Here is a 24,651-nt window from a genome sequence, read left to right on the forward strand (position 1 = left end):
AGCGTGTCCTTATCGACTGGCGGCAGCCGGCCGTCTGAAGAGCACCGTGACCATGCGCATTGCGATACCTGATCAGCCTGCCCTTTGCTCTCTGTCCGAGGCGACGTGGGCGTGGATGCACGACCGCACCGACTGGGGCTTCAGCAACAGCGGCCTCATCGCCTCCCAGGGCCAGGCCCTCTTGGTGGACACGCAGTTCACCCTGAAGGCCACGCGGGAACTCCTTGCCGCCGTCGAGGAGATACGTCCCCTCGATGACGTCGGCGCGGTGGTCTCCACGCACCAAAACCGTGATCACACATGGGGTAACCAGCTTCTGCCGCAGGCCGAGATCATCACCTCGGCGGCAAGCGCCGCAAGCGGCTGCCACGAGATGGGCCCCGACCAGCTCACGCTGCTCGCACGCTCGGACGGGGCAGACGAGGCATCGGCCTATGTGGCCGAGCACTTCGCACACTTCGACTTCACCGGCATCACGGTGATGGCCCCCACCCGCACGTTCGAGGGGCGTGAGGAAATCAAGGTCGGCGGCACGCTGGTGGAACTGCTTGATCTGGGTGCCGGGCACAGCGCGGGAGATGTCGCCGTTCATGTGCCGGACGAGGGGGTGGTGTTCGCCGGGGACGCGCTGTTCTCCGGTGCTCACATGGTGGTGTGGTCAGGATCGCTCAGCGGCTGTATCCGGGCCTGCCAGATGCTGTTGGACACTGGGGCCGAGGTGTTCGTGCCGGGGCACGGACCGCTGCTCGATCGTGCCGGGGTCATCGCCATCCAGGATCAGCTCACTGGCGTGGCCGAGACCGCGGGCGCGTACGCACAGCGTGGGGTGCCGCTGGCCGACGCGGCTCGCCTGGTCAAAGCGAGCCACGCCGGCGCCTGGGCGCATCCGGAGAGGCTGTTCACCCAGGCCGCGGCCGCTTACGCGGAAGCCGGGGTGCCTGGGGTTCCGTCGGGCACTTGGGCCATGGTGGAAGGCATGGCGGCTTTGTATGTGTGACCTTCGCTTATGCAGCCAGCATGGCGTCCTTGATGTCCTGACGGATCTCGCCGGGCATCACCACCATGAGACGGGTCTTGTTGCTCATCCGGCCGAAGCTGAAACTCGACCTCGACTTCCTCGTCCCTGTGCGGCAGGAACAGGCGGCGCCGGTCACCGTCGGGATGGATGACCGTGGTGACGTCGTCTACGAGGATCCTGCGGGCAACTTCGTCGCGCTGCTTGATCTCGTCGCAGACTTCGTTGAGCCGCGCGTCGTCCGGGTTGGCCTTGTGGGCGATGCGCAGCTGTGAGGCCATGGGCTTGGCCCATTTCTCTTCCCAGTCGCTCAGCTGCAGCCTGGCCTCGCGGTAGGTCAGGGCCCAGATCATGACGTTGATGCCGTGGAGCATCCACGGGTAGTCCCGGGCCGCGGCTTTGTTGAAGACGCGGATGTCCCACCGTTGGTCGAAGGTGTATGCCGGCCAGGGCAGTTGGTGGATGATCGCCGACACCACAGGGTCGATGGTGCGGGCGTCCGGGCGGGGGCGCGGCGGCGGCTCGCACTTGTTGGCTTCGAGGAACAGGTGGGCTCGCTGAGCGTCGTTGAGGTCGAGGACGCGGACGATACTTTCCAGGAACTCGTCGCCGACGTGGTCGAGCTTGCCGCGCTCCAGCTTGCCGTACCAGCCCTCGGTCACGCCGGCTAGTTTGAGCCGCCCCGAAGTTCTCGGACAGTGGTCCTCATAGGATCGAAGTCCGGAACGACGGAGAGAGCACGTGGCACAGAAGCGTAGGAAATTCAGTCCTGAGTTCAGAGACGAGGCGGTCAAGATGGTGGTCGTGGAGTCACGGCCGATCGCCGAGGTCGCGCGGGAGATACAGGTGAACGAGGGAACTCTCGGCACCTGGGTCAGCCGGTACCGCCAGGAGCATGCCGGCGAGGAACCTCCGCTGAACATCAGCGAACGCGCCCGCCTACGGGAATTGGAGAGGGAGAACCGGGAGCTTCGGATGAAGACCGAGTTCCTGGGAAAAGCGGCGGCCTTCTTCGCCCAGGAATACCGGTGACGGAGAAGTACGAGTTCATTGACGGCGAGTCCGGCAACTACCCCGTGCAGCAGATGTGTGCCTGGGCGCAAGTGTCCAGATCGGGTTTCTACCACTGGCGGTCGCGGCCGTCTTCGGCCACCGCCCAGCGCCGCGAGGAGCTCAAGGCCGTCATCCGCCAGATCTTTACCGACTCGGGTGAGACCTATGGATACCGGCGCGTCCACGCGGCGCTCCAGAGGATGAACGTGCAGGCCGGCCCGGAGCTGGTCCGTGCGCTGATGCGCGACCTGGGGCTGGTTCCGTGCCAGCCAAGGCCGTGGCGGATCACCACGATCGCTGACGAGGCGGCGCCGCGGGTACCCGACCTGATGGGCCGTGACTTCACCGCCGGTGAACCCGGGCAGAAACTGGTCAGCGACATCACCTACATTCACACCTGGGCGGGATTTCTCTACCTCGCTACCGTCATCGACTGCCACACTAAGGCCGTGGTCGGCTGGGCGATGGCTGACCACATGAAGACCGCTCTTGTTACGGATGCGCTCGACATGGCGCCCCGGAACATCGACCTCGCCGACGGCTGCATATTTCATAGCGACAGAGGGAGCCAGGGCGGATTCAATCGGTCGTCGCAACACCTCCATGGTGGAGGAGCGTGTTGTGGCGCAAGGAAGAGCGCGTGCGGCGATTCAGGCCGGTCGTCCTCCGCTGCGGTCGCCGGGACGTCCCCCGGTCAACCGGCGTGCGGAGAAGCAGCGGTTCTGGCGGAAGATCGCTGAGGGGCTGTCCAGTGAGGACGCGGCGGTCGCGTGTGGCGTGTCGCAGCCGTTGGGGCCGAGGTGGTTTCGTGAGGGTGGCGGCATGCCGCCGATCAGCCTCGATCCACCGTCGGGACGTTACCTGTCATGCTCCGAGCGCGAGGAGATCGCACTGCTACGGGCGAAGGAGTGCGGGGTCAGGGAGATCGCTCGCCGGACCGGCCGTTCGCCGTCGACGATCTCGCGGGAGCTACGGCGTAATGCGGCGACGCGCGGCGGTCGTCTGGACTACCGGGCCTCGGTCGCGCAGTGGCATGCCGACCGGCAGGCCCGCCGGCCCAAGACGTCCAAGCTCGCCAACAACGCGCGGCTCCAGCAGTACGTACAGGACCGGCTTGCCGGCGCGGTCAGCGCGGCGGACGGCAGCGAGATCCCAGGTCCGCAGACGCGCTGGATCGGGCGACGGCACGGCCGTCGGCAGGACCGGCGCTGGGCGACCTCCTGGAGCCCGGAGCAGATCGCCCGCAGACTACCGGCCGACTTCCCCCATGATGAGTCGATGCGCATCCCACACGAGGCGATCTACCAGGCCCTCTACATCCAGGGACGTGGTGGTCTGCGCCGCGAGTTGGTGGCCTGTCTGCGCACCGGCCGGGCCCTGCGTGTTCCCCGGGCCCGCGCCCGCGGCCGTGGCAAGAAGTTCGTCACCGAGGAGGTCAAGATCAGTCAGCGGCCTGCCGAGGCTGAGGACCGGGCGGTGCCCGGACACTGGGAAGGCGACCGTGCGACACGATGCCGCACGAATTTGAGTGGACTGACCGATTGGAGAGGCGGTTGATGAAACCGTAGGTGCAGTCACGGGTCCGTGTCTGTATGACCCGTCCCCGCCCTTGACGTGCGATGCCGGCAACGGCCTGGTGCGAAGCTCAGGGGAAAGCCCAAGGACTTCCGTTCCATCCGGGAGTTACCGGCAAGGGGAAGACCGGACGGGTGAAGCAAATGAACTCCCGATGATGCCTCGTGATCCCAAGCCCCGCCGATGGAATGCGTGAGTGGGGTGCATGGCTAGCCGTTGAGAAGCGGCAGGCGCTGGCCGGTAGAGGTCACTCCGGCCAGGTGGACACCGCCGCCTCGGGGTAAAGGGAGCACCCACCCCGGTCGTATCTCATTCGTGTGGAACGTGGAAACCCCGTTGCGGTCCGGGCCTCTTTGGCTCGGTCAGCCGACCGCGAGGAAGGCTCAACTCCCCAGCGGGAACAGGACGGCCCAACAAGCCAACGCCGGAAGCCGAAAGGAAACGGGAAAGCGGTGCATCATGACCGGCCTCTCCGCCGGACGCCTCGCATAACCGTCCGGATACGGGCGCACTGCCCGGACCCGAAAGGGTGCTGACGTGGGCCGGGTGAGCCTGTGCAGAATCACTGGATAAAGACGACGGAACCGAGGGGCAAGTTGGACACCATGCAGATAGTGGACGGATCGGCCCCGGCCCTTCCGGCTGCCTCTGTGCCGGTGAACGGACCCGAGGGCGAAGACTTGGACTGGGCGTCGATTGACTGGCGGCGGGTCGAGGAAGACGTACGGCGTCTGCGGCAGAGGATCTTCACGGCATCGCAGGCAGGGGACTTGAAGAAAGTCCGCAATTTGCAGAAGCTGATGCTCCGGTCTCGCTCGAACACACTCCTGAGTGTGCGACGGGTAACGGAGATCAACGCTGGACGCGCGACGGCGGGAGTCGACGGAAAGGTCGTGTTGATGTCCCAGTCCAAGGCCGCATTGGCCCACTGGGTCCAGCACCGCGCCCGACCGTGGATTCCCAAACCCGTCAAAAGGGTGTTCATCCCCAAACCGGGAACCATGAAGAAGCGCGGACTCGGGATTCCCGTGATTGTCGACCGGTGCCTGCAAGCTGTGGCACTGGGAGCATTGGAGCCCGAGTGGGAAGCGCGGTTCGAGCCGAAGTCGTATGGCTTTCGGCCCGGCCGCGGCTGTCACGACGCGATCGGGGCCATCTACTCCACGCTCAACGGGAAGAACCCGCAGCGGGCGTGGGTACTCGACGCGGACCTGACGGCGGCGTTCGATCGCATCGACCACGCCCGGCTCATGGCCGCACTCGGCACCTTCCCCGCCCGGGGATTGGTCCGGCAGTGGCTGAAGGCCGGGATCGTGGATCGCGGTCGGTTCGCCCCGACCGAGGAGGGAACTCCGCAGGGTGGGGTGATCAGCCCATTGCTCTTCAACGTGGCCCTGCATGGAATGGAGGAAGCCGCAGGGGTCCGCTACTACACCACCGGCAGAGATGCCGGGAGTGCACAAAGCGGCAGCCCTGTGCTGGTGCGGTACGCAGATGATTTTGTCGCGATGTGCACAAGCCGTGAACAGGCTGAACAGGTCAAAGAGCGGCTGGCTGCCTGGCTGACGCCCAGGGGACTCGCCTTCCACGAGGACAAGACACGAATCGTCCATGCGGAGAGCGGGTTCGACTTCCTGGGATTCAACGTCCGCCGCTATCACGGCAAACTGCTAATCAAACCGAGCAAAGCGGCTCAGCGACGGATCCGGGAACGGCTCAGCACCGAAATGTTGGCCCTGCGAGGGGCAAACGCCGGTGCAATACTCAAGAAGATCAACCCGATCGTGCGGGGTTGGTCGGCCTACTACCGGACGGTGGTGTCCAGCGAGATCTTCACGGCGCTGGACAATCACATGTGGAAGCTCGCTTACAAGTGGGCCAAACACAGCCACCCGAACAAGCCGAAGCACTGGATATCCGACAAGTACTTCGGCCGGTTCAACAGGACCAGGAAGGACCGATGGGTGTTCGGCGACCGCGACAGCGGCGCTTACCTCCTCAAGTTCTCCTGGACGAAGATAGTCCGGCACCAGCTGGTCAAGGGAAAGGCGTCCCCGGACGATCCCACCCTGGAATCCTATTGGGCTCAGCGGCGCCGCAAGGGCACCCCTCTACCAGTCGACGCCATGACCGTACGCCTACTACAGGCACAGCACGGCCGTTGCCCGATCTGCGGAAGGCTCCTGCTGCACGCCGACCACTCGCCACAAAGCCCACGAGAATGGGAAGCGTGGCGGGTCGTCATCCGGAAGGCGATCTCCAAGCAATACATCGCGTTTCCAGACGAGAGCACGCCGGACGGTCAACGAATCCGTCTCCTCCACACTCATTGTCAACGGCGGAATGGAGCCGCCGCAATGACAAGTCCAGCACCTTCTCCTGCCAGCCAGCCTTTGGGGCTTGCTTGAGCCGTGTGCGGCGAATAGCTGCTTGCACGGTTCTGAGGGGGCGGGGACGCAGTAATGCGTCCCCGCTACCCGACTCATTATCGGCCTGAACAGCTCCGCGATCGGCACCCTGGTCGAGCGCACTACCCGGTTCACGATGCTGCTACACCTTCCGCCCATGCCCGGACACGGCGGGCCCCGCATCAAGAACGGCCCGGCACTGGCCGGGCACGGAGCAGAGGCCGTGCGTGACGCCGTGGGCATGACGATCACGACCTTGCCCGAACAGCTCCGCAAGTCGCTGACCTGGGACCAGGGTGCGGAGATGGCCCAGCACGCCCAACTCCGCGTCGATACCGGCCTGGAGATCTACTTCGCCGATCCCCACAGCCCGTGGCAGCGCGGCACCAACGAAAACACCAACGGCCTGCTCCGGCAGTACTTTCCCAAGGGCACCGACCTGGCCCGGCACACGCGCGGCGACCTCGACGCCGTCGCTTCCGCCCTCAACTCCCGCCCACGGAAAACACTCGGCTGGCGAACTCCCGCAGAAGCCCTCAACGATCACCTACTCTCGCTACAGAACAGCGGTGTTGCAACGACCCCTTGAACCTGAGCAGTACACTTCGAGAGAACTCCGGAGCAAACTCCACACTTTGGGCCTGCGGGCATCGGTTGGCCGCACCGGAGTCTGCTGGGATAATGCAATGGCCGAATCATTTTTCGGCGCCCTCAAGAACGAACTCGTTCACCGAACTGCCTTCCCGACACGGGCACATGCCCACCGGGCGATCGTCCGCTACATCGAGATGTTCTACAATCGAAGACGTCTTCATTCCCGGCTCGGCTACAGGACTCCTGCGGAAGTCCAAGCCGAGTACGAAGAGTCCCAAGCAGCATAGGAAACCCTCAAGGACGCTGTCCGAGAAACGCATGGCCCCTCACACGCCGCCGCCCTGCGAGAAGGCGACACCTTCACCCTCGTCGGCGACGGCAGCCCCCTGACCATCCTCACCAGGCGACGCCACCTTCAGCCGCTGTGGCTCCTCACCCTCGAAGACCAGGAAGCGCCAATCACGCTGCGCAACGACGAGCAGATACGGCCCCTGCGCATGCTGCGCGCCTTCGACCTCACCTGCCAACTCTGCACGCGCACCGGCCGACGCGTCCTCGACCTCCCCGTCCACGGCATCCCGCAGACCTGGGTCTGCGACCAGCACTAGCCTCACCAGGGCGGCCGGACCGCATGCCGGCCGCCCCGCCTCCCTGCATCAAGGACGCACGAACATGCCCTCCACCGACCGCACCATACGTGTCGGCTCCATCGACGTCACCATTCGCACCAGCAACAGGGCCACGCTCGCCGTCACCGTCAACAAGCGCGGCAACATCATCGTCCACGGCCCGCACACCACGACCGACACAGACGCCGCCGCCCTCGTCAAACGACGGCGCTCATGGATCTACCGGCAACTCAATCGCCTCGCCAAGACCGCCCCCGAAGACCCCCTCAAGGAACTCACCCCCGGCGCAGGATTCGACGTTCTCGGCCGACCGCACCGCCTGCGAATCGTCCCCGACAGCCACCAGAAAAAGCCACTGATCCAGCTGCGGAGCACTCCGGCCGGCGGCTGGCTCCACATGCGGCGCAGCACAACGCCAAATCTGGATGAAGCACAGCGAACCATCATCAACTTCTATGCCGAAACCGGTCGTGAATGGCTGAAACTCAACCTGTCACAGATCGCGGCAAACATCCCAAACAAGGACCTACCCGTAACCTTCTCGACCCGGATGCGCACCACCTGGGCCCGCCACCACCCAGACCGCGGACTCACCCTCCACTGGGCCACAGCCCAACTCCCACCCACCCTCCTCCGCGAACTCATCCACCGCACCCTCAACCTTCACACCGTCGCCAGCAACGGTGACCTCGACAACGCCCTCCGCACTCTGGCTCGGCCGACTCGCCACCCCATCACCCCCGAACCGCGAACCCACCTGTCCCCCGTGTCCCCCGGACGTCCCCCGCCGGACGCCATGCCTGGGCATACAGCCAGGCCCTGCACGGTGGTGCGGAGCCTTCGCCGTGCACGTGCCCCTGCCACGGGGCAAGCTCGCCGTATGAGCGAACGGCTTGAGCCCGAGGCCCCCGGTGGGGTCCGGCTGGCCTCGTCGCAGGGGCGCTGGGTGCTGGCGACGGCGGTGCTGGGCTCGGGCATGGCGATGCTGGACAGCACCGTCGTCAATGTCGCCCTGCCGAGGATCGGCACCGACCTGGACGCGGATCTGGCAGTCCTCCAGTGGACCGTCACCGCCTACATGCTCACCCTCGCCTCGCTGATCCTGCTGGGCGGCGCGCTCGGCGACCGCTACGGCCGACGCCGGATATTCGTGATCGGCGTGGTCTGGTTCGCGGCTGCCTCCCTGTTGTGCGGTCTCGCGCCGCATGCCGGGGTGCTGATCGCGGCCCGTGCGCTCCAGGGCGTCGGCGGGGCGCTGCTCATGCCGGGCTCGCTGGCGCTGATCCAGGCCGTGTTCCGTCCGGACGACCGGGCGCGGGCTGTCGGCGCCTGGTCGGGGCTCGGCGGGGTGGCCGCGGCGGTCGGACCGTTCGTCGGCGGCTGGCTGGTGGACGGCCCGGGCTGGCGCTGGGTGTTCTTCCTGAACGTGCCGCTGGCGGCGGCGTGCGTCCCGGTGGCGTTGCGGTACGTACCCGAGACCCGGGAGAGCAAGGCGGCTGGGCGCCGCGGCTTCGACGTACCGGGCGCGGTGTTGGGGGCGCTGGCGCTGGCCGGGGTGACCTATGCGCTGATCGCCGCGCCGGACCGGGGCGCCGCGCCGAGCGTGATCGTTCCGGCGGTGACCGGGCTGCTGCTCGGCGCGGTCTTCGTACACGTCGAGCGGCGGCGGGCGGATCCGATGCTGCCGCCAGCGATCTTTGCGATCCGGCAGTTCACGGCCGTCAATGCGGTGACGCTGTGCGTCTATGCGGCATTCAGCGGCTTCTTCTTCCTCTCCGTGCTCCAGCTCCAGGTCGTGGCGGGCTATTCGGCATTGGAGGCCGGTACGGCACTGCTGCCCACGACCGTGCTGATGCTGCTGCTGTCCGCCCGCTCCGGGGAGCTGAGCCAGCGCATCGGGCCGCGGATCCCGCTGACCGTCGGACCTGTGTTGAGTGCCGCCGGCATGCTGCTGATGATGCGGGTGGGCGTGGACGCGTCGTATCCCGCCGATGTGCTGCCCGCGCTGGTGGTGCTCGGCGCGGGGATGGTGACGCTCGTCGCGCCACTCACGTCGACCGTGCTGGCTTCGGTGGATGTGGACCGGGCGGGCCTGGCCAGCGGCATCAACAACGCGGCCGCGCGGGCCGCTGGCCTGTTGGCGGTGGCCGCGCTCCCGCTGCTGGCGGGCATGGGCCCGGACGCGTACCGCTCGGCCGACGAGTTCGCCGCGACGTTCCGCCGTGCGATGCCGCTGTGTGCGGCCGTGCTGCTCGTCGGCGCCGTGATCGCCTGGCTGACGGTACGCCCCGATGTACTGCGCGCTGCGAAGCCCGGAGCCGAGGAGCCGTGCCACCCGGAGTGCACGTACCACTGCGGGGCGAGCGCGCCGCCGCTGGACCCGGGGGAGCCGGGGTAGTTTTTCCCCTCGCCGTGGGGCGGCCAAAGACGCGGCGGATGCAAGCGCAGCGGACCGGCCGGAAAGCCAAAGACGCAGGAGACAACGGTCTGCTGCGGCAGTACTTCCCCGACTTGTATGACGGCTTCGCTCTGATCGCCTATGTCCTGTTCATGCTTTTTGGCGTTTGGAGGGCGCAGCCGCAATCGAGAACCGCAGCAGCACGAGCGGCCTTAGGCCTGTCGGACGGGTCTCATGATCCGCCAGACGTCGGGTCGCTGGAACGAGTCGCACCTACTGGCGCCCCGGCTTCTGGCAGTTGGCGGACTGGCGGCGAGCTTCAGGATGACGCAATGCCAGCGGCCACCCCGGCTGCAAGTCGACCGATCCCCTTACGCACTCAGCGGTCACACGCCGTCCACCGCGCGGCCGGGCCTCTTCGGGGGCGCACACAGCGGACCGGCCCAGCCGCAGAAACCGGCCGCCACCAGGCCACAAACCCCGGCAATGATGTAGCTCAGATCCCCAGATGGCGTGGCTGATCACCATACAGGGGAGCGCAGGCGACTCTTGGCCTGACCGGCTCGCTGGGATAGGCCCCGCCGGGGTGCGGTAAGGGCTGACGGCCCCAACAGTGGAAGTCATGAACGACAACGTCCTCTTCCTGAACGTCGACGGCCCACAGGCCGGCCACCGTGCGCTCGATGCGCTGCGGCAGGCGCACGTCGACGGCGAGGTGAAGCTGCGCGAGGGGGCAGTCGTCGCGCGCGACGCCGACGGCGCCCTCGACTTCCCCGATGCCGTCGACAACACCGGCACCGCCCGTGCCTTCGCCGTCGGCGGGCTGATCGGCGGGCTCCTTGGCATTCTCGGCGGCCCGCTCGGCGTCATGATCGGCTTCGGCGCGGGCGGGCTTGTGGGCGGGGCCCATGACGCGCGCGAAACGACGGCGGCGAATGCGGCACTAGAGATGCTGGCGGCGGAGGTGCCACCGGGTAGCACGGTGCTGGTCGCCGAGATCGTCGAGGGCGATTCGGCGTATGTGGACGGGCTGCTCGCCTCTTACGGGACGGTGGCGCGGTATCCCGCGCAGGAGATCCGCAAGGAGGTGGAGGAGGCGATCACGGAGAGACGCTAGCTGAGCTAGCGCGAATGCCGCTGGGGCCCCACAGCCCAGTGCATGATCCTTCCGAGGCCGTAAGGCCAGAATCGCCAACGCGGAGCAGTAGTCGCAGGTCTGCGAAAGCCCTGGTCCGCGTATGGATCTCTGTCTCCTGCCGGCACAGGCTGTGCGCACCCGTTACCGGCTGCATGTGTGACCAGTCAAACGGAGTGTCACCGCGGCCTAGCGAGGGCCCATGGATCAGGTCCGGCGAGTCGAACGCCTCGCCCTGCGGACTCCGGCGGGACGCTGCCCAGCACCTTGTCCCCCGCCTGTCCCCCGGAGACCAAAAATGCCCTTCCGGAGCGTGCTCCAGAAGGGCATTTTCTGCGTTTGCGCTGGTCAGCGCGGTGGGCACAGACGGATTTGAACCGCCGACATCTGCTTTGCAAGAGTGCCGAATCCCCGAATGCTCAACGGCGGCCTTCGCCGAGATGACCAGCCTGCCGGCACTCGGCAACAGCCGCCGCTACCCCCTTGTTCTCCACACCTGGATATCGGAGTCCCACAGCTCGGCGGTCTTCGATCACGGGACGCTACTTTCAGTAGCGCCCGTTACTTTACGTGAGCATGGAGGTGGGTGCCGCCGTGCAGCGTGGACGCCAACCGGACCAAACGAGCCCTCGCCCGCGGCCATCCCAGGTTGCCGCGAGCCAGTGCGCCCCCGGTACGCCGTTCGGGGGACTCGTCGCCACCGGCCGGTGCCCCCGTGGGACCGGCTCAGCTCTCGCCGGAGTCCTGCGACTGGTCGTCGGCCGTGTGCGAGAACAGCTTGAGGACCGGCACGCCGACCTTGTGGCGGGCGCGGGAGGCCCAGTCGCGGTGAAAGAACTCCTCGACGAAGTGCGGGGTGGTCAGCACGATCACCTCGTCCGCCTTGGTCTGCTCGACGACGGACTTCAGCAGGTCGATGGGGTGCTTCTCGACGACCTGCCCGATGGCCTCGGCCCCCCTGGCGCGCAGCGCGTCGAGGGTGTGCGAGAGGGCGCGTTCGGCGGGGAGTTCGGCCTGCGCGCCCGCCGTCTCCGCGCCCTCGCGTACCGCGTCGTCGAACTCGCCGAGCGCGACGTCGTCGATCGCCCGCAGCAGGATGTCCTGCTTGCCGCGCGGCTGCATGAGGACGACGAAGGAGGTCGGGTCGTCGCCGTGCAGCGAGCTCACAAACTCCACGTCGGCGGGCGTCAGGGGCTTCTCGATCATCAATACGCTCGTGAACACGACGGGCGCCCTTCTCCTCTTCCGGGCACCGCATGGCAACGGCGCCCACAGAAACCATCCTGCCCCGTCGCCACACGGGGCCTGTTGGCCTTAAGTGTGCCCAACGGAAGCTAAGCGGAACGGGTAATTCCGTTGATATTCACGACCGACGGTAGCGGGTGAACAGAAACCCGGCCTCCTCCAGCACGGAGACCAGCGAGAAGCGTTCGGGAACCGGGACCGCCGGACCGTTCATGATCCGCGGAGCGTCACCGACGGCAACGACCGGAGCCAGCGACAGACACATCTCGTCCAGCGTCCCGGCCGCCGCGAACTGCCCCAGCAGCCTCGGCCCGCCCTCGGTGAGCAGCCGGGTGAGCCCCCGTCCCGCGAGCGCCCCGGCCACCCGCTCCGGATCGACGCCCAGGCCCTCGCCCGCGAACAGCACCTCCACACCTGCCGCACGGGCCTCGCGCACCCGGTCGGCGGGGGCGCCCGCGCCGGTCAGGACGAGCGTCGGGACCAGCGGCCCGGTGAACAGCGGCAGGGTGAAATCCAGCCCCAGACCGGCCGTCACCACGGCGATGGCGGGGGCCGGCCGCTGCCCGGCGGCGGCCCGGCGGGCGGCGAACGCCTCCCGGGCGCGGGCCGGCCGGTACCCCTCCTGCCGGACCGTTTCCGCGCCGACCACCACCGCGTCCGCGAGGGCCCGCAGCACGCCGAAGATCCGCATATCGGCGGCGCTGGAGAGCGGCTGCGAGCGGCCCTCGTGATGGGCCGCGCCGTCCACGGACGAGACCATGTTCGCGCGCAGCCACCCCGGCCGGCCCGCCCGCACCGGATCGTCCGCCTCCGGATACGCATAGGCATCGGCCAGCTCGTCCAGCGTCCACTCACGCTCCACGGAGTCGGGGACCGCTACGGGGCGCCCGGCGTCGGGGGCGGGCACGGACGGGGCGGGAAGGGGGAACAGGCGTCGCATGGCGGCAGTGTGACATGGCTCGCTGCCCGGACCACTCGGTCTCCTCCAGCGACTAGGCTGGACGGCTGTGTCACCTTCCCAGTCCTCGTCCCCGCCGCCCGCCCCGATAGCCGGAGAGCCGGCCGACGGGAGCGACGCGGCCCCCGCCGCGCTCACCGCACGCGCCCCGCACGTCCCGGCCGAGCATCTGGTCGCCGAGATGGTGCCGCCGCCGCGCTTCCAGGGCGCCCGCTTCGACACCTACATCCCGGACCCGCAGCAGGCCAGCCAAGGCGAGGCCGTCGACGTCCTGAGCGCCTTCGCGGCGAGCATCGACGGCGGGACACGTGCGGGCAAGCGGCGCTGGTTCGGCAAGAGCGCCAAGAAGAGCACGGCCCCCAAGGGCCCGCGCGGTGTCTACCTGGACGGCGGCTACGGCGTCGGCAAGACCCATCTCCTCGCCTCCCTGTGGCACGCCACCCCCGCCCCGGCCGAGCACAAGGCGTTCGGCACCTTCGTCGAGCTGACCAACCTCGTCGGCGCCCTCGGCTTCCAGCAGACCGTACGCACCCTCAGCGGCCACCGTCTGCTGTGCATCGACGAGTTCGAACTGGACGATCCCGGCGACACGGTCCTGGTCTCCACACTGCTCGGCAAGCTGGTGGACAACGGGGTGGCGCTGGCCGCCACCTCCAACACCCTGCCCGGCAAGCTCGGTGAGGGCCGGTTCGCGGCCGCCGACTTCCTCCGCGAGATCCAGGGGCTGAGCGCCCACTTCCGGCCCCTGCGCATCGACGGCGAGGACTACCGCCACCGCGGCCTGCCCGAGGCGCCCGCCCCGTACGACGACGCGACCGTCACCCGTACCGCGTACCGCACCCCCGGCGCTTCCCTCGACGACTTCCCCTCCCTCCTGGAGCATCTGTCCAAGGTGCACCCCAGCCGGTACGGCGCGATGTGCGACGGCATCCAGGCCGTGTGCCTCACCGACGTCCAGGCGGTGCCCGACCAGTCCACCGCGCTGCGCCTGGTGGTCCTCGCGGACCGGCTCTACGACCGTGAGGTACCGGTGCTGGCCTCCGGCAAGCCCTTCGACGAGCTGTTCAGCGACGAGATGCTGCGCGGCGGCTACCGCAAGAAGTACTTCCGGGCCATCTCCCGTCTGACGGCGCTGGCACGCGACGCGGGGGCGCTGGTAGCGGGGTAGGGACCGGCAGCCGGAGCGGGGCCGGGCGGGGCGGGGCCGACAGCTGTGAGCGGTGCAGGGCCGGCAGCTGGAGCGGGGTGGAACCGTCGCCCCCGGTTACGGCGCCCCCCGGTTCCGTGGCCACGGCATCTGGAGGACGGCGCTTCGCGGATGGTTCCCGGCGGCCGGGGTGCGTGATACACACATGCGGTCACGTCACCTGTCCGCCAACAGGGAGTTTCCCATGACTGCGACACGACGTCAGATCCTGGCCAGAACCGGTGCGCTGGGCGCGGGGATCACCTTCGCCGGCAGCCTCTCGGAGATCTTCGCGGGGACCGCGACCGCCCGGACCATGGGACAGGGCGGCTACGGCCCGCTGATCCCGGACCCCGACGGTCTGCTCGACCTCCCCAAGGGCTTCCGCTACAAGGTCCTCTCCCGGGAGGGCGACCCGCTGCCCTCCGGCGAGGGCAATGTCCCCAGCAACTGCGACGGGATGGCCGCCTTCCCCGGGAAGGGCGGCCGCAGGCACCTCGTACGCAACCACGAGAACCGTACGGCGTCCCGCTCCGCCGTCCCCACCGTCCGCGGCCTGACCTACGACCCCGGCGGCGAGGGCGGCTGTACGGCCCTGGAACTCGACGCGGGCAACGGCGTCCGCTCCGAACGTGTCGCCATCGCCGGCACCTCCACCAACTGCGCGGGCGGCCCCACTCCCTGGAACACCTGGCTGACCTGCGAGGAGACCGAGTTCCGGGCCGGTGACGAGAACTACACCAAGGACCACGGCTTCATCTTCGAGGTCGATCCGTACGACCCGCGCCGCACCGGCGCCGTGCCGCTGACCGCGATGGGCCGCTTCCAGCACGAGGCGATCGCCGTGGACCCCAGGACCGGCACCGTCTACGAGACCGAGGACGCCTTCGAGAAGCCGTTCGGGCTCTTCTACCGCTTTCTGCCCAACAAGCCGCTGGGCGGCCGGGGTTCGCTCCGGGCCGGTGGCCGCCTCCAGGCGCTGCGCGTCCCCGGCGTGCCCGACCTGTCCACCGTCCAGCAGCCGGGCACCACCTTCGACCACGTCACCTGGGTCGACGTCCCCGACCCGCTCGCACGCCGCACCCCCATCCGCTTCCAGGACTTCGGCCCCGGGGGCATCACCCACGCCCAGAAGCTGGAGGGCTGCTACTGGGGCGGCTCCTGCGTCTACTTCGTCGCCAGCTTCGCGCACCGCAAGGACGGTTCGGCGGCCGACCACTACGGCCAGGTGTGGAGGTACGACCCGAAGCGGCGCCGCCTCACCCAGGTCGTCGTCTTCGGACCGGACAGCGACCTGCAGCTCCCCGGAGAGTCCCCCGACAACATCTGCCTCGCACCCAGCGGCGGCCTGATGGTCTGCGAGGACGGCGACGGCGCCCAACATGTGTACGGGCTGACCCGGCGCGGCAAGGTCTACGCGATGGCGCGCGGCCGGCAGAACATCGGCACCCCGGAGAAGCCGAAATGGGGAGAGTTCGCGGGCGTGACGTTCTCGCCCGACCACCGGACCATGTATGTCAACTGCTATGAGCCGGGGACTACGTTCGCGGTGATGGGGTCGTTTGTTTAAGCCGACTGGGTTGCTCGCCGTGTTCGGCCGTCCGACCGTGGGGGGGCGCCCGCGGCGGGCCTGCGCCCCGCGTTGTCGGCTTCCCCGCCGTGAGGGTCCGCCTGCGGCGGCGGGCGTGGGTTTTTCGGGTGCGGTGACGGACCTCCGGACTCCGTCCTGCGGCCCTCCCCCATAGCCTGAAGGGCATGGGAGGTACCCCCATCCTCCCGACGGTGGGGGAAAAGGGCCGGTGGGGCACATGTGGTCTGTCATATGTCTGTGATCGCGACCACAGGGCGCACACGACCGGCTACGTGCACCCCACCGTCTACTCCCACCTCCCTCGGGAGGTGCCGGTCCGCAGGACGGAGTCGGGAGGACGGAGTCGGGAGGACGGAGTCCGGAGGTCCGGCGCCGCTGCCGAACAGCCCCGCGCAGCGGACCACAGCCCCGCAGCAAGCGTTACGGCGGGACAGCCACAAAGTGGGGCTCAGGCCCGCCGCAGGCGAACCCATGTCGGCTACGCGGAGCGGCGAGCGCTCAGCGCACAGGCGACGGCGGTGGCGGACGCGATCAGCACGGCGGCGGCGAACGGCAGCCAGGGTGTGCTGATCGTGCCGCTCGCGGACCCGGTGACCAGCCCCGTCACGGCGGCGTTCGCGGGCGAGGCGCCCAGGACGAGCAGCAGCAGCGCCGCGAGCAGGCCCGCCGGTATCGAGGAGCCGGGGCTGCGCAGCACCGGCCAGTTGCACAGCGCGCCGATCGCGATCCCCAGCAGCACACAGGCCAGCGCGGTGAGCAGCCCGGCCCCGGTCGCGGCGGGGACCGGGACGGCTACGCGGTGGTTGGAGAAGTGCGGGTCGGAGAGCAGCGCGACAAACGCCGTGCCGAGGAGCGCGAGGAACACCGACGCGCTCGTCGCGGTCAGCACGCCGGCGAGATGCACCCTGCCGGGCCCGGCGGCGGCCGCGGCACAACTGCGGGCGGCGGGCGGCTCATTGGTGACGCAGATACGGGTGAGCCATACCGCGACGGGCAGCACCCCGGCGGCGGCGTAGCCGTATCCGTCGAGGATGGGCCCGCCCGTCTGGACGCCGACGGCCAGCCATGCGGCGTAGACGATGACCGGCGGCAGCCAGCGGTGCGAGCCGACGAGCAGCGCCGTCTGATAGCGGAGGAGAGCGATCACGGGAGGTAACCCTGGTCGGAGTTGGGGGCAGGGGGAGGAGTGGGGATGGAGGGAGGGGTCGCGTCGGGGGCGGTCCCGGGGCCCGGGGCGAAAGCGCGGCTCCCGGGCTGGTCAGCGGGCTCGTCCGGCCTCGGGGCAGCCATGACCGAGCGGATGTGCCACGGCGGACGGGACGTGAGCAGGGCCCGCAGCAGCGCATCGGAATGGACGGCCGGGACGGTGAGCCGGGTCGTACCGTCCGGGCCGGCCGCGATGTCCGGTGCGCCGGGCAGCGCCGGGCCAGTGCCCGGCAGTTGGTCCGGCGCGGCTCCCGGTGCCCCCTCGGCCTCGATGATCACTCGCGGACCCGCCGGGCCCACGGCACCGTAGACCGTCCCGCTCTCCCCGGCCAGCAGCCGCCCGTCCGCGACCCGATGGCGCGCGTCGGCCGCGCCCTCCAGGCGGCGCGGGTCATGGTCGACGAACACCACGGTGCCGCCGTCCGCGACCCGCTCGGCGACCGCCCGGTCCAGGACATCACGCGCGCCACGGTCCAGGCCGGTCCACGCCTCGTCCAGAACGAGGAGTTCGGGCTCGGCGAGCAGCGCCTGGGCGACCGCGACCTTCTGGCTGGTGCCTTTGGACAGCTCGACCAGCGGCGTACGCGCATGCCCGGCCGCTCCGAAGCGTTCCAGCCACTCGGTGGCGCGCTGGGCCGCCACGGGGCCCCGGAGGCCATGGACCCGTCCGAGGTGGGTGAGGTAGCCGACGGCGGTGAAGGGCAGTGCGCCCGGGAACCGCTCGGGTACGTACGCGGTGCGCGGGCGGCCGGTGATCCGTCCGGTGCTGGGCCGGTCGATCCCGGCGAGGAGGCGCAACAGGGTGGACTTCCCGCTGCCGTTGGTCCCCTCGACGCGTAGCAGCGCACGCGCGGGCACTTCAAGATGCACATCCCGCAGCACCCAGGGCCCGCCCACCCCGTAACGCCGCCCGACCCCGTCCAGTCTCATGCGTTCCTGCGCCTCCCCCGGCTTGCCCCGCTCCCCCCACCTTCCCGACGTTTCGCGGGCGGATCAGTTCCCGGACGCCTTCTCGGGGCGCAGCTCGCTGGGCCGTACGATCACGAAGCCCTCACCGTCCAGGCGGAGTTGGACGGCCTCTCCGGAACCGCCGCGGATCATCGAGCCGACGCTCTGCGAGCGGTGCAGGGAGGTCTGCAGGGAGCTGCTCCAGCCGACCACCGCGTCGGTGTCGACGAACACCGGCGCCTGCGGCGAGACGGGGATGACGATGGGGTTGCCCTCACACATCACCCCCAGCTTGCCCTGGCCGCTGAAGACGGAGTTGAACAGCCCGCCGCCGGCCATGCCGGCGCCCTTGACGACCGTGATCTCGTAGGAGAGCGACGGGTCGAAGCACAGCACATTGCGGCCGTTGACGGTGATGCCGTCGCCTTGGGCGAGGTCGATGATGAAGCAGTTGGCGGCTTCGTGGGCGAACCACACCTCGCCCCGGCCCCGTACGGCCATCAGCGCCAGCCCCTCACCCGTGACGGCGCGCTTGAGAAACCTGCCGACTCCTTGTCCCTGCTTCTCGAACTGCAGGTCTCCACGGAAGGCGATCATCGAGCCCTGACGGGCGTAACACTCACCGTCCAGGGCGTACTTGAGCGACTTCGCGTTCTGCTGCGTCATGCCGGGCGCGGTCGCCGACCTGGCCATGTTCTCCGCGGCGAAGAGGTCACTGTTCATGGCCAGGATGCTAGGGCGGGACGGAGAACGGCCCGCCGTAATCGCCGCGTCCGGCGACAGGCTGGGGTGAGGCCGGGGGGCGGCGCCCGTCGAAGACCGTTTGACGAAGAAGTCTGACGAAGAAGGTCTGAAACGGAGAAGGTCTGAAGGAGAACGGTTGTCAGTGGTGGCTGGCAGACTTGGTCGCGTGATCAGCACCGAGAGCACCTGCCCCGGCAGTCCCAGTGACCCCAGCGGGACGGGCGGCAGCAGCAGCCCGTTCCACCACGAGGAGACCGGCCGGGACGCCGCCCCGCAGTTCGTGCTGCCGCTCGTCGCGCGGATCGAGAAGGCGTCGCCGCCGGCGCGTACGGACGCTCTGGAGACGGCGGCGCGGGCGGTGCTCGTGCTGCTGTCGGACGAGCGGGCGGTGGGTGACGGCGAGTGGGCCGAGGCGGTCCGGGACTGGCAGGACGCCCGGATCCGGAAGGTGGTGCGGCGGGCGCGCGGCGCGGAGTGGCGGCGGGCGGAGGCGCTCCCCGGGATCACGGTCCATGGCGAGAGCGCGGAGGTACGGGTCTTCCCGCCGGTGCCGCTGGACGGATGGCCGAAGGAGCTGGCGCGGCTGCAGGTGTCGGGGACGGAACTGGCCGATCCGCAGCGGCCCGCCGCGCCCGGATCGCAGGAGGCCGTGCTGTGGCTCAACCCCGATCTGGAGATGTCGGCCGGCAAGGAGATGGCGCAGGCCGGGCACGGAGCGCAGCTCCTGTGGTGGGAGCTGGGCGCGGCGGAGCGGGCGGCCTGGCGAGCGGCGGGGTTCCCCCTGGCGGTGCGGTCCGCGGAGCCGGGGGCATGGGAGGCGCTGACGCGCAGTGGGCTGCCCGTGGTGCGGGATGCCGGATTCACGGAGATCGCGCCCGGGGTAACTCTTGCAGTGGAAGGGATCGACCGTATCCGTTCTCTTTCGCGCCTGCAGCGGCCGTAGGCGGGCTGCTCTGCGTCCGGACGCGGGAGCGGTGGGGCGTGTGTGTTCCCGGCACTCAGCGGTTGCTGCGTGCCCACTGCGCGGCCCGGACCGTTCCTTCCTGGATGTCCTGCTGGGGCAGTTGAAGGCCGAGTGCGTAGATGGCCTTCGCGGCGCATGCGCTCAGCTCCACCGTCTCTGTGACTCCGAGCCGCATGAAAGCGCCCTGGCGGCGCTGTGCGTCAAGAAGCTCGCGGAGAGATCTCGGGTTCAGGGCGCGTACCTGTCCGAGGCACCAGCGTCACCCCCCTGGGGTCCTCAACAGCCAGAAAGACAGGGAATAATGCAGGTGAGACCACAAATCCAAGGGCTCGAACGAGATCCCCCCGGGAACACTCTGGTAGTCGAAGGGAGGTGATCGTTTCTGCCCTCTCCCGCACGTACGACGGCCGTCTGGCAGGTAAACGGGACTGCGGGGTTCGACCGCAGTGAGCTGACGGCTTTGTTTGACCTGCGTCAAGTACCGCGGAGGACACGTCGCTGCGACGGTTGACCCTGACGCAGGGGCAACCTCTCAGCATGGTGGGCATGACCACGAGAAACAGTACGAGCGAGGTCTCTGGAAAGCGCACGCCGTACAGCGCCCATGCAGTGGCCGACCGAGTCGAACAAGGAACCCACCATCGGACAGTTGCCGGCATGCCGACAGACGGCGGGGAACAGAGCGAGAGTGGCGACGGGACTGTGCGGCACTTCACGGTCCACCACGACGGCGTCACGATCCCGGTGTCCCGCGGTGGCCGGGAACGGCCACTGGTCCTGTGCCCTGGACTGAACTCGACGGAGGCCGACCTGCACGAACTGGCCGGGCTTCTCCGGCGTGACCACGACGTGGTGACCTTCGACCTCAGGGGACATGGCCTCGCCTCGGCCGCCGACCGGTACTCCTTCGGAGCATTTCTGAGCGATCTTGTCGTCGTGCTGGCAGAGCTCGACCTGCCTTCGGCGCCCGTTCTCGTGGGCTACTCGCTGGGGGCGGACCTGGCCGTGCACTACGCCTCCGAGCATCCTGACGACGTCGCCGAGCTGGTCCTCATCGATGGGGCGAACCCGCTGCCCGCGCCGTTCATCACCGATGCTGACCTGGCGGAATTCCGCGAAATGGCGGACGACCTGGCGACGGAGGCTGAGCGGTCCAAGGGCACCGCACGTCAGGTGTTGCTCACCGCACAGGACATCCACGACCTGAACCTCGAAATGGATGTGGTTCGGTCCGCAATCCTCGACCGGTACCGGAAGATCGACCACCCGATCAGCATGATCATGTCGGCCTCGGTCGCCGGTGACAGCACCGAAGGGCGCGCGCCACGGCACAACCACCTCTGGCGTGCCGGCATAGAGCAGCTCGTCCGCGAGCGGCCGCACACCTCCACGTCGTGGCTCGACGCCGATCACCGGCTGGTCTTCACCCATGCCCCGGAAATCACGCAGATTATCCGGAGCGCCCAAGGACCAGCCAGGCCGAATTCTCGGCCCGACCTTGGAAGACTGGTCCGATGCTGAGCATCGGCGAGCTGGCGTCGTACGCCGGCGTGACGGTGCGTGCGGTGAGGCACTATCACGCCAAGAGCCTTCTGCCGGAGCCGGAGCGGGACCGCTCCGGATATCGCAGGTACGACGCCGCCGCTGTGGTCCAGCTGATCAAGATCCGGACCCTCGCCGAGGCCGGGGTCCCGCTGGCGCGCGTGCGGGAGCTGCTCCAAGCCGACGGGAAAGAGTTCGCCGCGGCGGTCGCAGACATCGACAAGCGGCTGCGAGCGGAAATCCGTGAGCTACAGCGGCACCGCGGGCGGATCGCCCGCCTTGCCGCGGGGGACAACCTGGCACTGCCTGAGGAGGTGGTCGAGTTCCTCGACCGGCTGCGGGCGCTCGGGGTCGACGAGCGGATCGTGCAGGCTGAACGCGACGGCTGGATCCCGCTTGCCGCGCACGCACCCGAGCGAGTCCCGGAGTGGATAGCACGCAAGCGGGAGCAGATCGCCGACCCGCAGCCCATCGACTTCTACCTCACCCTGAGCCAGGCTCTCGACCGGACCGACGACGACCCACAGCTGAGCGAGCTGGCCGACAAGCTGGCCGCCTACCTCACGCAGATGGCCGGCGAGCGGGGCGAGGACTACATCGATGATGCCGACATCGAGCCACCGCTGGCCAAACTCATGGACACCCTGGCGTTCGACACCGTACCGCCGGCCCGTCGACTGATCGAGCTGCTGAAGAAGCGAGGCTGGACCGGCTGGACCAAGGTCGAGCGCGTGAGCGCCACACGGAGTGAGAGCGGAACGCAGCAGGAAGACACTGCGGAGCTGCGTTCCCGGCGTAAGCGGTGACGGCGCTCGGCCATAGAGAGTCCCCAGGATCGCCGGCCCGCACCGGGGTAGAACGCCGTCTCCATGCCCCGACCGTACCGAGATCGCCCCCGGGAAAACTCTTGTCGTCGAAGGGGGCAGTCGGTTCTGCCCTCTCCCGCGCGAACGACCGGCGTAGGCGGGCTAGACCCTGCCAACGTGCGTCGCCCTGGGGCGGCTACTTGCCGGAGAAGAAGGCGTTCAGCAGCAACTCGACGACGATCAAGCCGACACCAGCGATGCCACCGGCTGCCGCGTTCTGATAAAGGATCGCCGCGACCACCACAGCGGCGGCAATCGCGGCTGGCTCAGGAACCCCCTGCCGCGCTGCCACGATGACAATCGCCGCGACCAGGACAGCTGTGAGAGACAGACACAACGCATCGCCCATCCGACGCGGTCGTTTGAGGTCAGGCTCGTCCAAGAGCGCTCCGAGCCGCCCCGAGGCGTACCGCTCGCTGATCGTCAGCGCCATGCGCGCAAGGTCGCGCGCCGCCTTCCGCGGATCCTTGTCCAGTTCGGCCTCAGCGGCCCGCAACGCCCCCACGACCTGGGCCGCGCGGCCCTTCAGCGGGCCGTTACGCCGCGAGAACAAGGGGACAGTCCCCCGGGTCATCCGGGCACCCCGCACGCGCATCACTGGAAGCCGAAGGGACAGATTCCGGAGGTGAACATCACGGCTTCCGGAAGAGCGCACGATGTCCGCACACTGCCCAATCAAGCGAGTCCGGACGTTCACGCGTTCGAAGGTGTAGCCCCCTGCACCACACATCCGGGCAACAGAAGCCAGAAGCGACCACAGAGGGTATGTCAGCAGCAGCAAGGCGATAGCGCCTGCGCCTACGTCGCCGATGAACCAAACGACCAGAGCTTTCGCATCGCTGTAGTACGGAAACTGCTCGGCACGTTCGTCTGTTTGCTTCACATAGATCGACAGCACATTGCCGCTCACGCGGAGGCAAACGAAGGCGAACACAGCCCACAGCACCCACGTCCGTACTCGACGCTGGTGGTAGTGCCGTAAAGCCACCCGAGCCGGGCCCGGTACAGGACCGATCCCGAGCACTTCGGCGTCCTCACGCAGCTTCCGTATCGCCTCATCCGCCTGCCGCCTGTGGCGTGCAGCCAGAGGAGCCCCCCTCCATCTCATCACCAGCCGATCATCGCATCCGGCGACCAGTAGCTTCGGTCGTCCTCAACTCCCTGCGGATGAGCGCCACCTGGGAACAATGCAACATCCTGCCCCCGAACGAGATCGCCCCCCGGATAACTCGTGCAGTCGAGGGATACGAACGCGTCGGCGCCTCGCCGGACCCGCGCGCGCCGGCCGATCACCTGGCGCTGAGGGGCGTGGAAACTCTTCGCGGAGCTGAGGAACACCCGGCGGGTGGCTCTCCTGCAGGGAAGTGACCGGGCCCGGTCGGCGGAGGACTTGTCAGGCCGGCTGGGCGGAGGAGCTCATCGCCGGGGTGGGAGCGGGGGCCGGGGTCTCGGGAGCGTGGGGGTAGGCGGCTGTCCGGTTCTGGAAGGAGAGGATCTTCGGGTTCAGGACGACGCCGTCGCGGATCTCGATGGCGTTGCTGACCGTGGCGTCGGTCTCCCATACCGCCGGGCCGCTCATGACCTTGCGCAGGTAGGGCAGGAGCGCCTGGCTGATTTCCCACGTGGCCGAGTTCCACAGATGGGACGGGCTGTGGTCCACCGCGTAGTAGTGGCAGCCCGGCCCGACCGTGGGCATCGGGTCGCCGAAGGAGGTCGGTCGGGACCATTCGAAGCCCATGCCCTCGTCGCAGGCGACGTCGATGAAGAAGGTTCCCGGCCGGAACAAGGCGAGTTCCCGGTCGGAGACGAACACGAGCGGCGCGTCGGTGTCCTGCCGGATGCAGTTGACGATGATGTCGAACCCGGCCAAGTACTCCGCGAACGGCACGGGACCGGCCGCGCTGAGCGTCTGCAGGCGCGACGGATCTCCTTCCTCCTCCTGGAAGTGGCCCATCACGACCGACGGCATCGGCGATGCCACCGCCGCTGCGGCGCGTTGAGTGAGCACCGTGACGTCTGAGACCCCCATGGCACCCAGGCCCGTGACCGCTCCGCGCGCCGTGGCGCCGAAGCTGATGACCACTGCCCGCAGGCGACGCCCATAGCTGCCGGTCAGCCCGCCGAGTTGCAGGGCGTGCAGCACCGAACAGTAACCGGCGAGCTCGTTGTTCTTGTGGAACACATGGACGCTGAAGGCGCCCGTGGAGGTCCAGTGGTTCATGGCCTCCCAGGCGATCAGCGTCAGCCGTCGGTCGATGCCGATCTGGGTCATCTTCTCGTCCTGCACACAGTGCGGCCATCCCCAAAGCACTTGACCTTCGCGCAGCGCCGCGGCGTCTTCGTGTCTGGGTTTGGGCAGCAGCAACACATCGCACTCGGCGAGGAGTTGCTCGCGGGAGCGCAGGCCGGCCACGAGGGGGCGCAGTGCGTCGTCGGCGACGCCGAACCGTTCACCGTACCCCTGTTCGAGGAAGATCCTCTCGCGTACGTCGGGGGCGATCCGGCCGAGGTGACCGGGGTACAACGGCAGCCGGAACTCGTTCTCCTTGCGGGAGGAGGCGAGTACTCCGAGGCTCATCAGGCTCATGCGCTTC

22 protein-coding genes and 3 pseudogenes are annotated in these 24,651 nt (G+C 68.6%); 15 read left to right on the forward strand and 10 right to left on the reverse strand.

Features of this window, described 5'->3' with window-relative positions; all coding sequences use genetic code 11:
• Nucleotides 1–115: 115 nt before the first annotated feature.
• Entirely contained in the window at nucleotides 116–997 is an 882-nt protein-coding gene (locus tag K9S39_RS12345; protein ID WP_248863392.1) for an MBL fold metallo-hydrolase, read from the forward strand.
• Here the strand turns inward: K9S39_RS12345 and K9S39_RS12350 are convergent.
• Complete coding sequence (locus K9S39_RS12350) at nucleotides 919–1,677, reverse strand: helix-turn-helix transcriptional regulator (RefSeq protein ID WP_248863393.1); 759 nt, start codon at nucleotides 1,675–1,677, stop codon at nucleotides 919–921. The genes K9S39_RS12345 and K9S39_RS12350 overlap by 79 nt on opposite strands.
• Before the next feature lie 79 nt (nucleotides 1,678–1,756).
• Between K9S39_RS12350 and K9S39_RS12355 the strand changes: the two genes are divergently transcribed.
• From K9S39_RS12355 to K9S39_RS12380, 6 genes and pseudogenes are all read left to right on the forward strand, one after another.
• The gene (locus tag K9S39_RS12355; RefSeq protein ID WP_067343150.1) at nucleotides 1,757–2,047 is read left to right on the forward strand and encodes a transposase; all 291 of its coding nucleotides are present in this window, start codon (nucleotides 1,757–1,759) and stop codon (nucleotides 2,045–2,047) included.
• Nucleotides 2,044–2,808 carry an IS3 family transposase gene (locus K9S39_RS12360; RefSeq protein ID WP_248863394.1) on the forward strand — a complete coding sequence of 255 codons (765 nt, stop codon included), beginning with the start codon at nucleotides 2,044–2,046 and terminating at the stop codon, nucleotides 2,806–2,808. Before K9S39_RS12355 ends, K9S39_RS12360 begins: the two co-directional genes overlap by 4 nt.
• Nucleotides 2,690–3,568, forward strand: a pseudogene (locus K9S39_RS12365) (transposase); the annotation flags it as partial. The gene K9S39_RS12360 and the pseudogene K9S39_RS12365, both read left to right, overlap by 119 nt.
• Nucleotides 3,569–4,248: 680 nt before the next feature.
• A complete protein-coding gene (gene ltrA, locus K9S39_RS12370; protein WP_248861358.1) occupies nucleotides 4,249–6,051 on the forward strand; it encodes a group II intron reverse transcriptase/maturase in 1,803 nt (600 codons plus the stop codon).
• 73 nt (nucleotides 6,052–6,124) lie between these two features.
• Nucleotides 6,125–6,640 (forward strand): annotated as a pseudogene (locus tag K9S39_RS12375) (IS30 family transposase); the annotation flags it as partial.
• Complete coding sequence (locus tag K9S39_RS12380; protein ID WP_406707915.1) at nucleotides 6,621–6,932, forward strand: integrase core domain-containing protein; 312 nt, start codon at nucleotides 6,621–6,623, stop codon at nucleotides 6,930–6,932. The pseudogene K9S39_RS12375 and the gene K9S39_RS12380, both read left to right, overlap by 20 nt.
• 39 nt (nucleotides 6,933–6,971) lie before the next feature.
• Here the strand turns inward: K9S39_RS12380 and K9S39_RS12385 are convergent, their stop codons facing one another.
• Nucleotides 6,972–7,250, reverse strand: coding sequence for a hypothetical protein (locus tag K9S39_RS12385; RefSeq protein WP_248863395.1), 279 nt, complete (start codon nucleotides 7,248–7,250; stop codon nucleotides 6,972–6,974).
• Nucleotides 7,251–7,317: 67 nt separating this feature from the next.
• Between K9S39_RS12385 and K9S39_RS12390 the strand changes: the two are divergent.
• The 3 genes and pseudogenes from K9S39_RS12390 to K9S39_RS12400 all read left to right on the forward strand — a co-directional run.
• A pseudogene (locus K9S39_RS12390) lies at nucleotides 7,318–7,899 on the forward strand (YgjP-like metallopeptidase domain-containing protein); the annotation flags it as partial.
• Nucleotides 7,900–8,154: 255 nt separating this feature from the next.
• Nucleotides 8,155–9,672, forward strand: coding sequence for an MFS transporter (locus K9S39_RS12395; protein WP_248868709.1), 1,518 nt, complete (start codon nucleotides 8,155–8,157; stop codon nucleotides 9,670–9,672).
• Between the two features lie 622 nt (nucleotides 9,673–10,294).
• Complete coding sequence (locus K9S39_RS12400; protein ID WP_248863396.1) at nucleotides 10,295–10,789, forward strand: DUF1269 domain-containing protein; 495 nt, start codon at nucleotides 10,295–10,297, stop codon at nucleotides 10,787–10,789.
• A gap of 744 nt (nucleotides 10,790–11,533) precedes the next feature.
• Here the strand turns inward: K9S39_RS12400 and K9S39_RS12405 are convergent.
• Nucleotides 11,534–12,013 carry an indole-3-glycerol phosphate synthase gene (locus K9S39_RS12405; protein WP_248863397.1) on the reverse strand — a complete coding sequence of 160 codons (480 nt, stop codon included), beginning with the start codon at nucleotides 12,011–12,013 and terminating at the stop codon, nucleotides 11,534–11,536.
• A 157-nt stretch (nucleotides 12,014–12,170) separates the two neighbouring features.
• Nucleotides 12,171–12,992 (reverse strand): pyrimidine reductase family protein, encoded by an 822-nt coding sequence (locus tag K9S39_RS12410; RefSeq protein WP_248863398.1) that lies wholly within the window; start codon nucleotides 12,990–12,992, stop codon nucleotides 12,171–12,173.
• A 67-nt stretch (nucleotides 12,993–13,059) separates the two neighbouring features.
• On the opposite strand from K9S39_RS12410, the gene zapE reads away from it, so the two are divergent.
• Nucleotides 13,060–14,178 carry a cell division protein ZapE gene (gene zapE, locus K9S39_RS12415; protein WP_248863399.1) on the forward strand — a complete coding sequence of 373 codons (1,119 nt, stop codon included), beginning with the start codon at nucleotides 13,060–13,062 and terminating at the stop codon, nucleotides 14,176–14,178.
• Nucleotides 14,179–14,401: 223 nt separating this feature from the next.
• Nucleotides 14,402–15,766: an alkaline phosphatase PhoX gene (locus tag K9S39_RS12420; protein WP_248863400.1), complete on the forward strand. Its 1,365-nt coding sequence runs from the start codon at nucleotides 14,402–14,404 to the stop codon at nucleotides 15,764–15,766.
• A gap of 499 nt (nucleotides 15,767–16,265) precedes the next feature.
• On the opposite strand, the gene K9S39_RS12425 is transcribed toward K9S39_RS12420, so the two are convergent.
• The 3 genes from K9S39_RS12425 to K9S39_RS12435 form a co-directional block, all read right to left on the reverse strand.
• Nucleotides 16,266–16,934 (reverse strand): ABC transporter, encoded by a 669-nt coding sequence (locus tag K9S39_RS12425; RefSeq protein WP_248863401.1) that lies wholly within the window; start codon nucleotides 16,932–16,934, stop codon nucleotides 16,266–16,268.
• The gene (locus tag K9S39_RS12430; RefSeq protein ID WP_248863402.1) at nucleotides 16,931–17,923 is read right to left on the reverse strand and encodes an ATP-binding cassette domain-containing protein; all 993 of its coding nucleotides are present in this window, start codon (nucleotides 17,921–17,923) and stop codon (nucleotides 16,931–16,933) included. The genes K9S39_RS12425 and K9S39_RS12430 overlap by 4 nt, the downstream gene beginning before the upstream one ends.
• 63 nt (nucleotides 17,924–17,986) lie before the next feature.
• The gene (locus K9S39_RS12435; protein ID WP_248863403.1) at nucleotides 17,987–18,664 is read right to left on the reverse strand and encodes an AIM24 family protein; all 678 of its coding nucleotides are present in this window, start codon (nucleotides 18,662–18,664) and stop codon (nucleotides 17,987–17,989) included.
• A gap of 187 nt (nucleotides 18,665–18,851) precedes the next feature.
• Between K9S39_RS12435 and K9S39_RS12440 the strand changes: the two genes are divergently transcribed.
• Entirely contained in the window at nucleotides 18,852–19,628 is a 777-nt protein-coding gene (locus tag K9S39_RS12440) for a peptidyl-tRNA hydrolase (protein WP_248863404.1), read from the forward strand.
• A gap of 55 nt (nucleotides 19,629–19,683) precedes the next feature.
• Here K9S39_RS12440 and K9S39_RS12445 read toward each other — a convergent pair whose 3' ends face one another.
• Nucleotides 19,684–19,824 carry a hypothetical protein gene (locus K9S39_RS12445; protein ID WP_248863405.1) on the reverse strand — a complete coding sequence of 47 codons (141 nt, stop codon included), beginning with the start codon at nucleotides 19,822–19,824 and terminating at the stop codon, nucleotides 19,684–19,686.
• A gap of 482 nt (nucleotides 19,825–20,306) precedes the next feature.
• On the opposite strand from K9S39_RS12445, the gene K9S39_RS12450 reads away from it, so the two are divergent.
• Both K9S39_RS12450 and K9S39_RS12455 read left to right on the forward strand, forming a co-directional pair.
• Nucleotides 20,307–21,170, forward strand: coding sequence for an alpha/beta fold hydrolase (locus K9S39_RS12450; RefSeq protein WP_248863406.1), 864 nt, complete (start codon nucleotides 20,307–20,309; stop codon nucleotides 21,168–21,170).
• Nucleotides 21,164–21,997: a helix-turn-helix domain-containing protein gene (locus K9S39_RS12455; protein WP_248863407.1), complete on the forward strand. Its 834-nt coding sequence runs from the start codon at nucleotides 21,164–21,166 to the stop codon at nucleotides 21,995–21,997. Before K9S39_RS12450 ends, K9S39_RS12455 begins: the two co-directional genes overlap by 7 nt.
• A gap of 196 nt (nucleotides 21,998–22,193) precedes the next feature.
• Here K9S39_RS12455 and K9S39_RS12460 read toward each other — a convergent pair whose 3' ends face one another.
• Both K9S39_RS12460 and K9S39_RS12465 read right to left on the reverse strand, forming a co-directional pair.
• A complete protein-coding gene (locus K9S39_RS12460; RefSeq protein ID WP_248863408.1) occupies nucleotides 22,194–22,991 on the reverse strand; it encodes a hypothetical protein in 798 nt (265 codons plus the stop codon).
• Between the two features lie 459 nt (nucleotides 22,992–23,450).
• Complete coding sequence (locus K9S39_RS12465; protein WP_248863409.1) at nucleotides 23,451–24,644, reverse strand: N(5)-(carboxyethyl)ornithine synthase; 1,194 nt, start codon at nucleotides 24,642–24,644, stop codon at nucleotides 23,451–23,453.
• Between the last annotated feature and the right edge of the window lie 7 nt (nucleotides 24,645–24,651).

The sequence above is a fragment of the Streptomyces halobius genome (genome assembly GCF_023277745.1).
In the GTDB taxonomy this organism is placed as follows: Bacteria; Actinomycetota; Actinomycetes; order Streptomycetales; family Streptomycetaceae; genus Streptomyces; species Streptomyces halobius.

Coding starts and splice junctions, on each gene's coding strand:
- K9S39_RS12345 (WP_248863392.1), top strand. CDS start 116: ATGCACGACCGCACCGACTGGGGCTTCAGCAACAGCGGCCTCATCGCC.
- ltrA (WP_248861358.1), top strand. CDS start 4,249: ATGCAGATAGTGGACGGATCGGCCCCGGCCCTTCCGGCTGCCTCTGTG.
- K9S39_RS12395 (WP_248868709.1), top strand. CDS start 8,155: ATGAGCGAACGGCTTGAGCCCGAGGCCCCCGGTGGGGTCCGGCTGGCC.
- K9S39_RS12400 (WP_248863396.1), top strand. CDS start 10,295: ATGAACGACAACGTCCTCTTCCTGAACGTCGACGGCCCACAGGCCGGC.
- K9S39_RS12405 (WP_248863397.1), bottom strand. CDS start 12,013: ATGATCGAGAAGCCCCTGACGCCCGCCGACGTGGAGTTTGTGAGCTCG.
- K9S39_RS12410 (WP_248863398.1), bottom strand. CDS start 12,992: ATGCGACGCCTGTTCCCCCTTCCCGCCCCGTCCGTGCCCGCCCCCGAC.
- K9S39_RS12420 (WP_248863400.1), top strand. CDS start 14,402: ATGACTGCGACACGACGTCAGATCCTGGCCAGAACCGGTGCGCTGGGC.
- K9S39_RS12430 (WP_248863402.1), bottom strand. CDS start 17,923: ATGAGACTGGACGGGGTCGGGCGGCGTTACGGGGTGGGCGGGCCCTGG.
- K9S39_RS12435 (WP_248863403.1), bottom strand. CDS start 18,664: ATGAACAGTGACCTCTTCGCCGCGGAGAACATGGCCAGGTCGGCGACC.
- K9S39_RS12445 (WP_248863405.1), bottom strand. CDS start 19,824: ATGCGGCTCGGAGTCACAGAGACGGTGGAGCTGAGCGCATGCGCCGCG.
- K9S39_RS12450 (WP_248863406.1), top strand. CDS start 20,307: ATGCCGACAGACGGCGGGGAACAGAGCGAGAGTGGCGACGGGACTGTG.
- K9S39_RS12455 (WP_248863407.1), top strand. CDS start 21,164: ATGCTGAGCATCGGCGAGCTGGCGTCGTACGCCGGCGTGACGGTGCGT.
- K9S39_RS12465 (WP_248863409.1), bottom strand. CDS start 24,644: ATGAGCCTGATGAGCCTCGGAGTACTCGCCTCCTCCCGCAAGGAGAAC.